This is a genomic window from Poriferisphaera corsica, assembly GCF_007747445.1.
Lineage (GTDB): Bacteria > Planctomycetota > Phycisphaerae > Phycisphaerales > Phycisphaeraceae > Poriferisphaera > Poriferisphaera corsica.
This window is the reverse complement of record NZ_CP036425.1, coordinates 1,489,485-1,504,364: the sequence shown is the minus strand read 5'-3', so window position 1 is coordinate 1,504,364 and position 14,880 is coordinate 1,489,485. Positions and strand designations below refer to the sequence as shown.

Sequence of the window (14,880 nt, the reverse complement as noted above, 5' to 3'; positions counted from 1 at the left end):
CTTTTTCACAGGTTCAACACCATGCTAAATCTGGCTCCCATGGAAATCTGGTTTCTTACAGGCTCGCAACATCTCTACGGTGATGAATTGCTCGGACAGGTCGATCAAAACGCGAAACACATTGTTAAATATCTTAATCAGGATACGGAACTGCCGGCCAAAATCGTCCATAAACCAGTGCTTACCGGATCGGATGCGATTCAATCCATTATTCTTGAAGCCAATCAATCTAATCAATGCATTGGCTTGATCACATGGATGCATACATTCAGCCCCGCAAAAATGTGGATCCGTGGTTTGTCTAAGCTAAACAAACCGCTTGTACATCTTCATACGCAATACAACGTCTCAATACCATGGGATACGATTGATATGGACTACATGAATCTGCATCAGTCAGCGCACGGTGGCCGTGAATTTGGGCATATTTGCACACGGATGCGGATCAAACGAAAAGTTATCGTTGGACATTGGAAAGATAAATCCGTTCAACAATCGCTTGAATCTTGGATTCGTGCTGCTGTTGGATGGCATGATTCTAACAATATGAAAATTGCTCGTTTTGGCGACAACATGCGCGATGTTGCGGTAACTGAAGGGGACAAAGTCGAAGCTGAACGTATCTTTGGTTACTCAGTCAATGGGTACGGCCTCGGCGATCTGATCGCTCATATCGATACGATCAATAAGACTGAGATCAAACAACTTTGCGAAGTGTATGCCGATGAATATAGCATTGATGAATCACTATCTTCGGACGGTGTATCTCATAATTCATTGCTTGAAATTGCCAAGATCGAACTCGGCCTGCGATCTTTCCTTACCGCAGGAAACTTCACCGCCTTCACCGACACATTTGAAAATCTGCACGGTCTGAAGCAATTGCCGGGCCTTGCGGTTCAACGGTTAATGAATGATGGCTACGGTTTTGGCGCTGAAGGCGATTGGAAACATGCAGCGCTCGTGCGCACCATGAAAGTCATGGCCTACGGTCTGGATGGCGGCACCTCATTCATGGAAGATTACACCTATCATCTTGATCAGCACAATGAGGCTGTTCTAGGCTCGCACATGCTGGAGATCTGCCCTTCTATTTCAAATGAAAAGCCGCGATGCGAAATCTATCCTCTCGGTATCGGTGGCAAAGCTGATCCTGTTCGACTGATCTTTAATGCCATGACGGGCCCTGCCGTTAACGCCTCGGTCATTGATCTGGGCAATCGATTCCGACTGCTTCTCAATCAAATTGACTCGATCGAGCCTGATTTCAATCTACCTAAGCTGCCGGTTGCCCGTGTTCTCTGGCTGCCTCAGCCTGATCTGAAAACCAGTGCCACCGCATGGATCTATGCGGGTGGCGCTCACCACACATGTCTCTCATTCGCACTCAACCAACAGCACATCCGTGATTTCGCTCAAATTGCTGACGTTGAGCTTGCGGTGATTGACCAGCACACCAATATCAATCAGTTCAACAATGAATTACGCTTCAATGACCTCGCCTATGGTATTCAAATGAAATAGACGCTACCCAGCTAAACGAAACTCTACTCAACCCAGTTAACGCGGCAGTCGAACCGATTGCCGCGTTTTCTATAGATATATTTCTGGAACGTTCACACAAATCCCCATATGGCCTACCATCACCATTCTTTACCTCAAAAGTGAATCTTGAGTAAGTGAAAAAGTCTTGACATTCACCAAATATTAACTAAAACGTTGTAGTTAGTATAAAAAGGGTTCCCAACCAACCAATCTGTTCGAGGTATATCCATGAGGTTCACGAGCAAACTCGCAGCAATCAATCGATTTAATCGCAAGCTTTTCCCAATTGTTGCTGCTGTCGGCTGCTTTTCTGTGACATTAATCACCCCATCTATCAGCAACGCTGAATCGGGGTACTATATGACTCAAAAGTCTAATACGCTATATACAAACAAGTTAAACGATATTAATATCAAGATTGAATCCATCAAAGGTATGGATAACGTTCTTAAGATCACCGCTCAGCAGGCTGCTTTTCGATCCCCAGTATCAACTTCTAGCACTTCCGAATTCTATCGATTCGATACCTCGAATCAGCAACTCAACATCACGACCCAAAACGCTAAAAAACTCTCTTTTAAGCTTAGTTCGCTAAATGCTTTTAGCGATGTTAGCGATCAAGGACTTGATGTCAGTTGGACTGCCGCCAAGGGTGAGCAAATCTTCGGCCTCGGCGAACGTTTCGACTCCTTCAATCAGGCTGGCAAAATCATTTCCATGTGGATCCTTGACGCACCCGGCCAGAGCGGCGGCGCAACCTATTTCGCGTCCCCCACCATCTTCTCATCCAAAGGCTATGCACTTTTCTTCACCGACAACCCCAAGGGCCGCTTCGATCTCAACAGTAAACAAGACAACTGGAACAACTACCAACGAGCTGGGTCTGTGGTTTCTTTCTACCTCGTCTTCGCTGACACTGTCGAAGAGCAAATCAAAATCCGCACGCAAATGATTGGTGGCCTCGCCACGATCCCCGACTGGGCCTACAAGCCCTGGGCTTCCAAAAACAGCTACGAAACGCAAGAAGAAGCCGAGATCATGATCGCCAAAATGAAGTCGCTTGATCTTCCATTCGGTGCAATCGTTCTTGAAGCTTGGAAAGGGCACAGCGAAAAAGGGCAATTCAATCAAGTCTCCAAAGAGCGTTGGCCTGATTTCAAATCCTTCATGGAAAACTGCAACACCGACGACATTGCGGTCATCCTTTGGCAAGTCCCCATTCTTCATCCCTCATCAATCCTCTACCCCAAAGCTGTTTCTAATAATCTGTTAGTCAAAGACCCCGAAGGCAAGCCTTCACTACGCGAAGAGTGGCTCGCTGGATTCGCTAACTACGACTTCACAAATCCCGAAGCAGTTCAATTCTGGCAAGATATGCTTCGTCCACTCGTACAAGCAGGCGTAAAAGGCTTTAAAGCCGACGATGGCGAATCGATCAAACCCACCGACGTCTTCTACAACGGTAAAAACGGCGTGGAGATGCACAACCAGTATTCCTCCCTCTACAACCAAGCCACATTCGACCTTTTCACCCAAGAAAAAGCCGACGGCCTGCTCTGGGCTCGCAGCGGTAGCATCGGCATCGAAAAGGCCCCTGCCCTTTGGGCTGGCGATCAAGGCGCCTCATGGGATCAAGTCCAATCGCTCATCCCTGCAGGCCTCTCCACTTCTGTCTCAGGCATGCCTTTCTGGGGCCACGACATCGGTGGATACTTCGGCACCGCATCACCCGAACTCTACATCCGTTGGCTCCAGCTCGGTACCCTCTCCCCACTCATGCAGTTTCACGGCATCGAACCACGCGAACCTTACAACTTTGGCGATTCCGCCATCGATGCTTATCGACTGCTCGCCAAACTCCGTATGAACCTGATGCCTGAACTCATCAAGATTGGTAAAAACGCTTCAAAAACCGGCATCCCCATGATGCGCCCCCTTTTCTTTGAAGCCCCTGAAACGCTCGACACACAATTCACCGACACGCAGTTCATGCTCGGCAATGACATGCTCGTTGCGCCAATCCTCAACAAAGGCGCATCTGCCCGCCCTATCTACTTCCCCAAAGGCAAATGGCTTCACCCCTTCTCGCCAATCGTATTTGAAGGCCCAGCCATCTACCACGTCCCCATCAACCTCGTAGACGCACCACTCTTCATCCGAGATAAAGCGCAACTGAACCTGCAACTCACCACGACCAACAAACTTGGTGAATGGGACCGTTCAGCCACCGCTAAAACTCAAACGATCAACGAAGATTACCTCTACACCTCAGATACAATCCTAAAAAATATCAACGCGCCGCTCACCCCACACCCAGACAAAGCAATGAATCGCCTCTCATTCGAGCTACAAACCGGATCAATAAACAACATTCAAACCCAGTACTGGTTCGCTAGCTCACCTGACAAAATCTACACTACACCGCTCAAGTCAAACGCACAAAGTTTTGTAGCCCATCTCACACCTGAAACAAACGATGCTCAACTCTCAGGCATACAGCACTACCAGGTTATCGACACCGTATCTCAATCCATCCTGTTAAAAGGATCAATGGATTGGGATGCAATACTCGACATTACCATCCCCAACAACGCACGAGCCATCACCACGACGGGGACACACACAATCTCAACAACGATCACCAACAATACCGCAGAAAAACTCACCACCGAGCTTATGCTCAAACCAACTTCAAAACAGCTGAAAATCAAGCCCCTTCCACGCACGATCATGCTCAAACCCTACGAATCACGAGAAATCAACGTCGAACTCACCGTTCCAAACCACCCCCAAAACGTCGGCGATCTCCGCGCCACACTCACCGCCACTCGCGGCAATCTCACGCTTGATCAGCAAGACATTATCCTCGTCAACCCACTCCGCTGGGTAGTTGCAGGCCCCATCAAAACCGCAAATGTCAACGACGCATTCACCAACGCATTCCCACCACAATGGATCCCAGAAGCAGACGCCACCTTCAAGTACGATGATCAACAATACCGCTGGGAATCAATCCCCGCACAGTTCATCATTGAAAACAATGGCATCAATTTCAACAAACTCTTCGGCCAAACCGACAACGCTGCCGCATACCTCATGACCTATATCGACAGCCCAATCGACCAGCCTGTCGAACTTCGCTTCGGCTCTGACGACACCCTCTCCGTCTGGCTCAATGACGAACCGCTCTATGCCAATCAATCCGCTCGCGCTGCAGCTCCTGACCAAGACATCATTCCCGCAACACTCAAAAAAGGCGCCAACCGTCTTGTCGTTAAAATCGCGCAAGGTGAATATGGATGGGAAGCACTTTTCCGCATCACCGCCCCAGACAACCAACCCATCACAAATCTCCATGACGGCTTCGTCAACTTCTCAGAATTTAACCCAAACCGACCCACCTCAAACAACCTCATCACCTCACCTGCTCAACACTGGGCCATCTCAACCACATCCACATTTGAAGGTGATACCGTCATCGGCAACTTCGATTTCGAAAAATCAATCAGTACCACCTCACCACTCAATCAACCCATTTTTAAAAACAAACGAAGCATCACCACAACTAACAACACGATCGACCTTATCAATCTTTTTGGCCAAGGCAGCAATCAAGTTGTTTACGCCAACACAACTCTTACACTCAAAGACAAACAACCCGTCACTTTCCGCTCCGGCTCAGATGACGGCCTCATGCTTTGGGTCGATGGCAAGCTCGTGATCGACGCCGAAAAATTCCGCGGCTACACCGCCAACGAAGATCAGGCCACCCTCACACTCACCCCCGGCAAGCACCAGATCATCGCACGCATCAGCCAAGGCGGCGGCGACTGGATGTTTAGCATTTCCGCTTGGGATAAAGCCAGCCAGCCCCTTTACTTCGACTAACGCAAACCCACCCCCTCATGAACCACTCAAAAACTCAAATCCCTCCAAGGAAAAAGGACAGCTTTATAGCTGTCCTTTTTATCATCTATTATTTTTGATTCACTCACTTCATAACAAACGTCGCAATCGAATGAGCCGGTAACTCAAACCCAATCATCTCATCACTCACACCGCGAAGCTCAACAGCCTTCGCCTCATCCTTTTGGTTCATCACCACGACGACACATTCGCCATCCGGATTCACCATCGCTGTTGCGTGAATCTCACGATCACACGTTGAGCAAAGCACGCGTTTCGCCCCTGCCTCAATAAACCGAGAAAAATGCCCAATATAGTAGTAAGAACTCTGGAAAATCAGCTCTTGTTTCTCGGTGTCTGCAATAATCGGTGCACTACATAAGTTCCCAACATGGTTCGGGCCGCCCGTTTCATCGAGCACCAAATTCCAATCAACCCAGCCAACCGTATGGTTGTTCAGATCATTGATCATGTTGTAACCATACCGCTCACCAATATCCCACGACCCGATATGTGGCCCGCCCTCTTGGCAACCCTCCGTAAACAACAACTTCACATTCGGATACGCTTCCTGCGTCATACTCAGATTTTCAAAGTTCCCATTGCAATACCAGTGGAACCCAACACCCCAGATATATTTCGCAGCTTCCGGATCATCAAGAATCGTACTCGCTCTCTCAAACAAGTAATCACGATTATGGTCCCACACAATCAGTTTCTTATCGTCCAGCCCTTCCTTTTCAAGCACCGGCCCAAGGTGATCACGCACAAAATCACGTTCATCCTCCGACTCATAAATACATGAATCCCACGTCTGAACCGCAGCCGGCTCGTTCTGTACACTCAACCCCCAAATCGGAATCCCAAGTGTTTCGTAATCCCTCACGTACTTCGCGATATACCGCGCCCATGTATCACCATGTTCAGCCTTAAGCTTCCCACCATGATTCATCTTGCCATTGGTCTTCATCCACGCAGGCGGACTCCACGGCGACGCAAACAACTTAAACCCCTTCTCACTCACAGACATCGCATCCTTAATCAGCGGGATCAAATATTCATGATCACGCTCAAGGCTCCAATGCTCAAAATCAACATCACCGTCAACCTCCGTATAAGCATAATTGCCCAACGCAAAGTCACACGAGTTAATGTGAGTCCTGCACAAGTTGTACTTATGCCCATTTTCTTCATCGAAATAGGCTGCAATCGCCTGATCACGCAGCTCTTTTGGCATGCGTGATAGCGTATAGGCTGTCGCCTCAGTGAACGCGCCACCAAAGCCTTCAATCTCCTGATACGTCACATTTTTCTTTACAACGATCGGAACGACATCGCCCTCAACCTTGTTGCTTTCAACACACTTCTGTGTCAAACGATCCTTCGTATCCTTAGCCGTCAGATACACTTCCGCTCGGCCAACTAAACTTTCTTTTTCCATACCAATGGTTACTTGAGTCATCTTTAAACCCCAAATTCTAAACTAATTTTTCCTAAATGAGAGACTTACAGTTTCCCGCAAGCATCTCAATATCTCGTGTATATGGTTTTTGCTTTTAAACGTATCCTCCTACATCTGTAAGATGAACTGACCACACTTTATTGATTGATCTCGACAAGTTGAGCATTGTCAAATACTAGATGACCAACGCGTCTGTCTTCTTCATTCGGGCTGACAACAATCAATACCCGTACTATCTCTTGATTAGCCACACCCTGAACACTCAAATTCATCCAATCTTGGCTGTTGTAGATCGTTTCAATCCGATAATTACGCTTTGATATCAAACGTGATCGACCGTCAGCATCCACACCTTCAAATTGAACCTCAACGTTCTTAGGCAGATATTTCTTCGAAGTGGCATCAACCATCTTCGCATCAACTGAAAATTCGTACTTCTGACCTGGCTTCGCCTGCTTCATGTCCTGCCAAGTGCCCGAATTCCCGCCGTCCGGTATCCGATTGTGGAAGTACACCAACGCATACTTTCCATCAGCACCTGCTTGCTTAGCCTCAGCACGGTTCATCCATTGCCCCCAACGATCCCACTGCTTCGCCTGATCCGAATCCGATTGCTTGTTCTTAGCTTCTTCAAAACCAGCATTTGATAGCAGATTTTCGCCACGACGAATCTTACGGTCTATCCCCTGATTAGGTTCACCCTCACGGATCGGCTGGTACACCGACTTCGCCAAAAGCCCTGCTCTATGCGACATTGTCGCCACACCGAACATACTTTTCGCCTTCACACCATCAGGCACTTTCACCTCGCGGTAAATCCACTTACCAGCCTGATTTGTGTAACCAATCGTCACAACATCACCATCACGACTCATCGAAAGACCCGTCGGAAACTGACCATAATCAAGACGTTCTTCCGTCGCATTCACCCCATCCTTCTCACGCCTTGCCAGCACAACTTCACCATTCGGAAACACATGCAACAACAACATCGCCGCATCATCACCCGCGCCGCTTCGCAGCATCAAGCCTGATTTCGTGTACTGGTCAATATCCTCAAGTGATTCAATCACCGTATGGTAAGCAAACCGCTGATTCACAGGCCGATACACATACCGAAACTCGTCATGATTCGTCCAGATATCACGTCCGCCGCCATATACAGCCATCGTCCCATCCGCCAACTTCTCCAGACCGCCCTTCACAGCTCCGCCAATCTCAACACTCTTCCAGCCAGCTAATGCTTGGTTAGGCGCTTCACGTCGAACCGGATATTCAGGCAGATTCAATGGTGCCGGATTCTTCTCAGTCAACCGTTCTCGCAGCACTTCATCCAACGCCATAGGCATCGAACTCCAACTACCAAACAGCTCATAAAATTCATCATAACTCCCCGTCTCAAGCTCCGGGAACCTCATCGCGTCTGCGTTCGTCGACAAGTACCAGCCATCAGGCTCAATGCCCCCGCCCGACTTCACAAGCTTGTAAGACCACATCGTCGCAGCCCAACCACGCTTGCCGTATTCGTCATAATACTTACGCATCAATGCGCCATTATTCACAAGATCAAATACAACATTAAACTCGCCAATCAGGTAAGGCACATTCTTCTCTGCAAGCATCTTATCCAAACCCATCAACCCGTATGCCAAATTCTTTGCATGCGTTTCAACCGTTGGCTCGCCGCCAAATAGCCCCGGATAATGATGCTCGGTATATCCAACATTAACCCAACCACGTTCCGCAGGTTTACCATAAAAATCAACGCCGCGCAGACTCCCCGCCGCCCAGATCAACGTATCCCGGTCAACCTCACGTATCGCATCATGAATCATCCCTGTAATCTTCACAAGATCATCACGATTATCCGACGTAAAGTCACTCCATGGCTCATTCATCACGTCATACGCAGCAATCACACCACGCTTACCGTAACGCTCCGCAATCGCACGCCACATGCTCGCTGCACGCTTCTGTGCCTTCACATCCGTCCACAGATTGTTCTCACCAATCCGGCCAGACGGCGCATCAACACTCTGACCACCCGGTACAGCATGCATGTCAAGGATCACATACAACCCAGCATCCTCAGCCATATCCACAGCCTTATCCAACCACTTAAACGCATCCTCCCGAAGCGTCCCATCTTGAGCCTTCGTCTCCAAACGCTCAAAATGGAACGGCACACGCACCACATTAAAACCAAACGTTTTAATCCCCTCAAAATCCCGCGGCGTAATCCAATTCGCATAATGCACTTCCTTTAGTGCATCAACCTTATCCTCACCAAAACGATCTGACAGCTTCTTCCAGAAACCATAATGATCGTTCACTTCTCCCACCCCAAACATCCAAGGCTCAATCAAGAACCAATTCCCCAGATTCACACCCTTCAGCGCGACCATCTCCCCTTCACCATCCACAAAATATTGCCCATCTATCCGTAACTTTTCCATCGGCTCAGCTTTCGCCAGCACCGGTACACTCAGCACCGATACCAATGTCAAACAACCGATTACTATCCCAATATGTTTCTTTATCGACATCTTCATCTATTCCTTACGCCACCCTTGAGTGATAAAGTCCGTATCCCATTCAGCACGATCCTTCGGAGCCTGCTCACCATATTCGTCTTCAGACATACTTGTCACATGCCCATCACCGTACAACAGATTAAACGCAGCACCGTTCTTTGCATGTGGGAAAATCTTATCAGGATTATCAACCCAATCCGGCCACGCAATGTCCCAGAACCATACCGTAATCCCCGGATCAAGCATGTCATCAATTCGCCGTGACTGCTCATCACCCTCGGCATACGCTTCATAACGAATCGCCTTATCGATGTTGTAACGGTAATGCGTCGCATTAACGTCCCCTACAATCCAATCTTCACCCCAGCCATCTTCTTGTAACGGGCAAAGAAATACTTTTGAAAAATCGCCGCCACCCTCTTTACCACCTAAATATGGAATCATGACGTCCTGCACAAATGGGATATCGTAACCACCATGCTGCCAGCCCCAGTTTCTCGCATAAGGTAAATGTCCCTTAAAACTATCAGCATAGGTGTACATGCCAATGCCGATCTGCTTCAGATTCGTCTTGCATTGCAAACTACGCGCCGTCGATCTGGCCGCTCCCAATGCCGGCAGCAATATCCCAATAAGCAACGCGATAATCGATATCACGACTAACAATTCAATGAGCGTGAAAGCTCGCCAGTTCCTCGTTCTGTTCCGTTTTTTTGACATGACTTTATACCTGCAGTTATCCGAGCTTTTACGTTGTTACCAACTTTTCACGCTTTTGCCAGCCTCTACCAGCGAACGCAAAACTTGTTTTCTAACGCAATGACCTACTGGCCAATAAGAATGCAACTCCGTAAACGCTCTAAACAGTGTGAATATGCTAAACCAATATCCTTTGTCCTTGAGGCGTCGCCCGCACCGATTCCACCGGCGGCGGCGCCGTAGACTCATTAATCTCCAAAAATGCATCTAACTTGATCGTAAACGACTCATCGGCAATCTGATGCTGTAGCCGCTTACATAAGGCCACCCCCGCCTGAAAGCCAACCTCCGGAGCATTCTGACACACCGCCGTATACGACGGAAACGTCACCTGCCGCAGCATGTCATCATCAATCCCCACGATCGACATCTCCTCCGGTATCTTCAAACCAATCTCATGTGCCCTTCTAAACACACCCACAACCAACACCGGATCGATCACAAACATCGCTGTCGGCGGATTCGGCAACGACAAAAATCTGTTCATCGCTCTTGCCCCACCATTCAAGTCCACCGTCGCAGGCACAATCAATTCAGGGTCATAACCAATACCCGACTCCTTCAGCGCACTCATATACGCCTCAATACGATCACGATGGTCCGTATCCATCACGTGGTTATGACACAACCCGATCCGTTTATGACCCAAGTGAATCAAATGCTCAACCACCATCTGACACGGCGGCTTCGCATCACAATACACATAACTCACCCCATCAACATCACCATGATCTGCCAATACCACAATCGGCAAATCATAATCCGCTAGCCGCTCCACCATGTATTTCGCTTCAGCATCAACGCGTAATACCAAACCATCCAAACCGCGATATTTCATCACCCGATCCAACTCCGCCTGGCTTGCCTGTGGATCAATCTCAACCAACATCACCTCTGCCTTATACTGACTCGCACCACGCGCCACACCGCCCCAAACCGCCGCGTCATACCCCATAAACTTCGGCCCACTCGTCCGATTCAAAAACGCAATCCCGATCGTCATCGGCCGCACCAAACGCTTCGATCTTGGCAAACGATAACCGATCCGTTTCGCTTCACTCACAACCTTCGACTTCAGCTCATCACTCACCTCAGATGAGTCATTCAACGATCGTGATACCGTCGCTGTCGATACCCCCAATCGTTTTGCTATTTCTCGAACTGTTGCCATCTGCTGAAAACCTTCAATTAGCACATTTCTCAATGATGATTTGATATTACTAAACTCAGACGTAACGATTCCAATCGTTACATCACGTTACAGAAATATATTTTCCTTTTTCGTAACCCGCGATTCAAGCTTAATTTACGGATCTACAACAAACCTTTCTAACGACACGTTAGTCATATCAATGAATTCACAGTCGCGCAGAACCTGCCTGTTGCCAGCGTTTTCTAGCTTTTGACCGTTTTTTCAATTACAACGTCAAGACACAACACCCATTCACGCCACGTTCAACCGATCACCACACTTAACCGCTTGGTATTGAGTGATTTAACTGGATCTAATGGGTGAAATTTGTAATATGAGTAGCTCAACACATGTGTTACAACATGTTTCATGTTGTTCCTTCCGATTCATGAGTGCCTGTAATGAACCGATTCGAGCAGATTAAATCCCAAATCAAACTGGATTCAATTGAGCAAACGCTCAAGCAAACCTGTCCCCCCCCTCATATCAATACTCCACACAACAGCCCCACCTCACCCACCGCAGCTATTAAGTACAGCCTTAGGCTCATGGGATTGGTTTCCAGCAAAGCCAGACCCGATCGATACACCCTTCGCCTACGCATCCCGCAAGGACAACTCACTGCCGCTCAAGCGTTTACCATCGCGCAATTGGCCGAACAGTACGCTGACGGTCAGATGAATCTCACCTCACGCTGCCAACTCCAAATCCGCAACATCAAACAAATGCATCTCGCTGATTTCATCTCGCAGCTCATCGAAGCTGAACTGATCTCACAACAAACACTGATGGACTCGGTGCGAAACGTGATGACGCACCCGCTTCAGGGAGTTACGCCGTTTGATCTTTTCGATGTGTCGCCGGTACTCGCAGCGATTGAAAAAGCGATTATCACCAAAACACATTGGCGTAACCTGCCTCGCAAACTCAACTTGTACATCTCAGCGACCACCCTGCCCGATCCGGTTTCACGTATTCAAGACATCTCACTGCTGCCTGCGGTTCATCCAGCTGCCAGAAATACTAATACTCGATTAGGCAAAACAGATTCAATAACGCCATCAGTTTATGGATTCAATTTCTATATTGGCGGAAGAGCTTCAGGTCAGGAACTACATGTTTCGAAATCATTAAACGTGTTTGCTCCGTCAGAATTAGCGGCCGACCTATTGGAGAATCTAATTGATTTATATCAGGAACAAGGCCCACGTGATCGCCGAACCAAAGCCAGATTAAGCGATTGGATCGACGAACAATCTTTGCCCGATATCCGAAAATCGCTACAAAACAAGTGTCATTTCAAACTCACACCAGAGGGGCAATTGCAAACACCTCATCCTGATCAACGGATCAATTTATTTGGCATCATCGACACGAATCCCAAACCTAATCAGCCATTAGATACAAGGGCTACAATCAAGACACATCAGAACGCTTCAGATCAATACAAACCAACACTTGGGTTGTATGTTCCGAAATCACAATTGTGCGCCGAACAGTTAAAGCGGCTCGCTGAATTTGCGCAGCATTTTGGAAAATCTCAACTGCGTTTAACCGCACAGCAGAGCGTTTTGATTCCCAACCTATCAGATGAAGGTATGAAAATCGCTCATCACGCAACCTGTACAGAACAGCAAAAGGATTGTGCTAACCGATGGTTAGATGGGTTTGTGGTAAACCCGAGTGAGTTTGCATGCAACTCACTTGCATGCAGTGGGTTGCCGCATTGCGGAATGTCGCATATTGATACTAAAACGCTGCAAGTACAAATCAATCATCACCTTGCTGATGTGTTGAAGGATGAAAAGAATGTGCCAACCATATCCGTATCAGGCTGCAAGGCGGGGTGCGGACGTCACGCGGCTGCGGACATTGGGGTGGTCGGACGCAAGGTCATGGTGGAAGGTGTAAGCATTGAGGCGGCTGATATTTATGTGCGGGGAGGTGTGAGTGATGATGGGTTTGTGCGCACACTTGAGAAGGTTTATGAACAGGTGCCACTAGATGAGATTAATGCGAAAATTGAGGGGCTGGTCAGACGGCAGATGAAGCTGGTGGGTGGATGATACCGATTCATTGCGCATAAAAAACGGCGATTGCGGTCTAGGCATATGAAACATTGCGGCGCGTTTGTGCGCCAAAACACGCGCGCACAAAAATGACACGACACGTACAGATTCAGGGCTATCTCTTTATCTGGCAAGCGTTTGTAACTTTAGTTTCAGAATTGAGAAAACAGCTTAAAACAAGCGAAAACTGCCAAAGAATGTGCAACTCTGGTGAGAAATGGGCAAAGAACGGCAAAGTTTGGGTTGCTTTTTTCTTTTGATTGTTCAAAGTCAAAGCAAAATGTGCGCGCTGTGATTTTGGTAGATCCAGAGTGGATGGGTGGTATTGATCTGAGCGAGTTGGGTCACAATTCTGTTATGATGCGGCGATGATTTCAAAGTATTTCCAACAACGATTAGAGGTAGGCCCAATGCATATGAATTTCCTGAGGGTGCTTGCACTGGTGAGTATCATGATTGCAGGCGCGGGTTGTATGAGCAGTATGAAGCATGATGCGAAGACGGATGCGAGTGGTCGCAAGACGCTGCGCGTGATGACATACAACGTACACTACAGCCGTGGATTAGATGGGGAATATGATGTTGAACGGATTGCGGATGTGATCCAATCGGGCGATGCGGATCTGATTGCGCTACAGGAAGTGGACAAGAATACGATACGGAGTGGCCATGTGGATATGCCGCGGCGGCTGCAGGAACAGACGGGGATGTACCACACGTTTGGGAAGGCGATTGATTTCCAAGGTGGTGAGTATGGTGTGATGTTGATGTCGAAGTGGCCGATCACCGATATTACGGTGCATGAGTTGCCGTATAGTGTGGGTAGTGAAAGACGGATTGCGTTGTCGGGGTTAGTGGATGTGCCGGGGATGGGTGAAGTGCGATTGGTCTCGACTCATTTGCAATGGCAGCCGGAGGAAGACCGATACTTGCAAGCCCGTGAGTTGAACCGTGTGTTTGCGAACAGCGATGTGACGCCGGTGATTTTGGGGGGCGATTTTAATTCGGGATACGCATCGGTTGTGATGGATGAGATGTTGAAATTTTGGAAGGTCAGCTCGAAAATTGACACGGGTAAAACATATCCGGCAGACGAGCCTAACATACAGATAGACCATCTCATGACGAGTGGTGATATTCAGTTTGAGACAAAATCGATCAAAGTGATTGATGATCGGATCGCATCGGATCACCGGCCGGTGGTTGTCGAGTTGGAGCTGATTGGTGCGCAGCATGAGGAAGATGTAGATGGTGGGGAGTGATAGCTACTGCAAGTTTGATCGGGATGGGATGATGATCGCGATTTGATAGGTTGCATGTTTATGTTTCAGACACCCTGCCACCAGCGGTGGCAGGCTTGAAGGCATGGGAGGGGAAGGTGCGAGGCGCGCCACACGCGGGGCGTGTGGGCTT

At 48.3% G+C, this 14,880-nt stretch carries 8 protein-coding genes; 4 read left to right on the top strand and 4 right to left on the bottom strand.

Annotated elements, in window-relative coordinates; all coding sequences use genetic code 11:
- Positions 1-21: 21 nt before the first annotated feature.
- Both araA and KS4_RS06045 read left to right on the top strand, forming a co-directional pair.
- Entirely contained in the window at positions 22-1,524 is a 1,503-nt protein-coding gene (gene araA, locus KS4_RS06050) for an L-arabinose isomerase (protein WP_145076036.1), read from the top strand.
- 249 nt (positions 1,525-1,773) lie between these two features.
- Positions 1,774-5,433, top strand: coding sequence for a TIM-barrel domain-containing protein (locus tag KS4_RS06045; RefSeq protein ID WP_145076033.1), 3,660 nt, complete (start codon positions 1,774-1,776; stop codon positions 5,431-5,433).
- A 103-nt stretch (positions 5,434-5,536) separates the two neighbouring features.
- Here KS4_RS06045 and KS4_RS06040 read toward each other — a convergent pair whose 3' ends face one another.
- From KS4_RS06040 to KS4_RS06025, 4 genes are all read right to left on the bottom strand, one after another.
- Positions 5,537-6,913: a glycoside hydrolase family 30 protein gene (locus tag KS4_RS06040; RefSeq protein ID WP_200761626.1), complete on the bottom strand. Its 1,377-nt coding sequence runs from the start codon at positions 6,911-6,913 to the stop codon at positions 5,537-5,539.
- Positions 6,914-7,050: 137 nt separating this feature from the next.
- Positions 7,051-9,459, bottom strand: a complete 2,409-nt coding sequence (locus KS4_RS06035; protein WP_200761625.1) for a glycoside hydrolase family 5 protein — start codon at positions 9,457-9,459, stop codon at positions 7,051-7,053.
- Between the two features lie 6 nt (positions 9,460-9,465).
- Positions 9,466-10,167 (bottom strand): type II secretion system protein, encoded by a 702-nt coding sequence (locus KS4_RS06030; protein ID WP_145076027.1) that lies wholly within the window; start codon positions 10,165-10,167, stop codon positions 9,466-9,468.
- A gap of 157 nt (positions 10,168-10,324) precedes the next feature.
- Positions 10,325-11,377: a LacI family DNA-binding transcriptional regulator gene (locus tag KS4_RS06025; RefSeq protein WP_145076024.1), complete on the bottom strand. Its 1,053-nt coding sequence runs from the start codon at positions 11,375-11,377 to the stop codon at positions 10,325-10,327.
- 422 nt (positions 11,378-11,799) lie between these two features.
- On the opposite strand from KS4_RS06025, the gene KS4_RS06020 reads away from it, so the two are divergent.
- Both KS4_RS06020 and KS4_RS06015 read left to right on the top strand, forming a co-directional pair.
- Positions 11,800-13,464: a nitrite/sulfite reductase gene (locus tag KS4_RS06020; RefSeq protein WP_145076021.1), complete on the top strand. Its 1,665-nt coding sequence runs from the start codon at positions 11,800-11,802 to the stop codon at positions 13,462-13,464.
- Between the two features lie 476 nt (positions 13,465-13,940).
- Entirely contained in the window at positions 13,941-14,729 is a 789-nt protein-coding gene (locus KS4_RS06015) for an endonuclease/exonuclease/phosphatase family protein (protein ID WP_234698860.1), read from the top strand.
- Positions 14,730-14,880 lie beyond the last annotated feature (151 nt).